Below are 277 nucleotides of genomic sequence, written 5' to 3'. Positions count from 1 at the left end.
CCAGTGGACCTTCAAGAGAAACTCAGTAATTTTTATTTGCGCTGTAAGCGACGCTTATCTACTGCGGCATGGAGTCCTGATCATGCTTAACCTGCTCCGCAACCTCACGCTGCGCGAGTTGCAGATCTTCTCGGCGGCATCCCAGTACGAGAACTTCGCCCGGGCCGCGGAAGACCTGCACCTGACGCAGCCCGCCGTCTCGATGCAGATCAAACAGCTCGAAGAGGCCATCGGGCTGCCGCTGTTCGAACGCATCGGCCGGCGGCTCACGCTCACG

General features: G+C 59.2%; 1 protein-coding gene. It reads left to right on the top strand.

Annotated elements, in window-relative coordinates; all coding sequences use genetic code 11:
• Window positions 1–82: 82 nt before the first annotated feature.
• Window positions 83–277 (top strand): LysR family transcriptional regulator (locus tag SB771_RS34220; protein ID WP_410721946.1); only part of this gene is annotated, 195 nt, incomplete at its 3' end.

The sequence above is a fragment of the Burkholderia sp. SIMBA_051 genome (assembly GCF_046534915.1).
Classification (GTDB): Bacteria; Pseudomonadota; Gammaproteobacteria; order Burkholderiales; family Burkholderiaceae; genus Burkholderia; species Burkholderia ambifaria.
The sequence above is the reverse complement of the archived record's forward strand: the minus strand, read 5'-3'. Positions and strand labels throughout refer to the sequence as shown.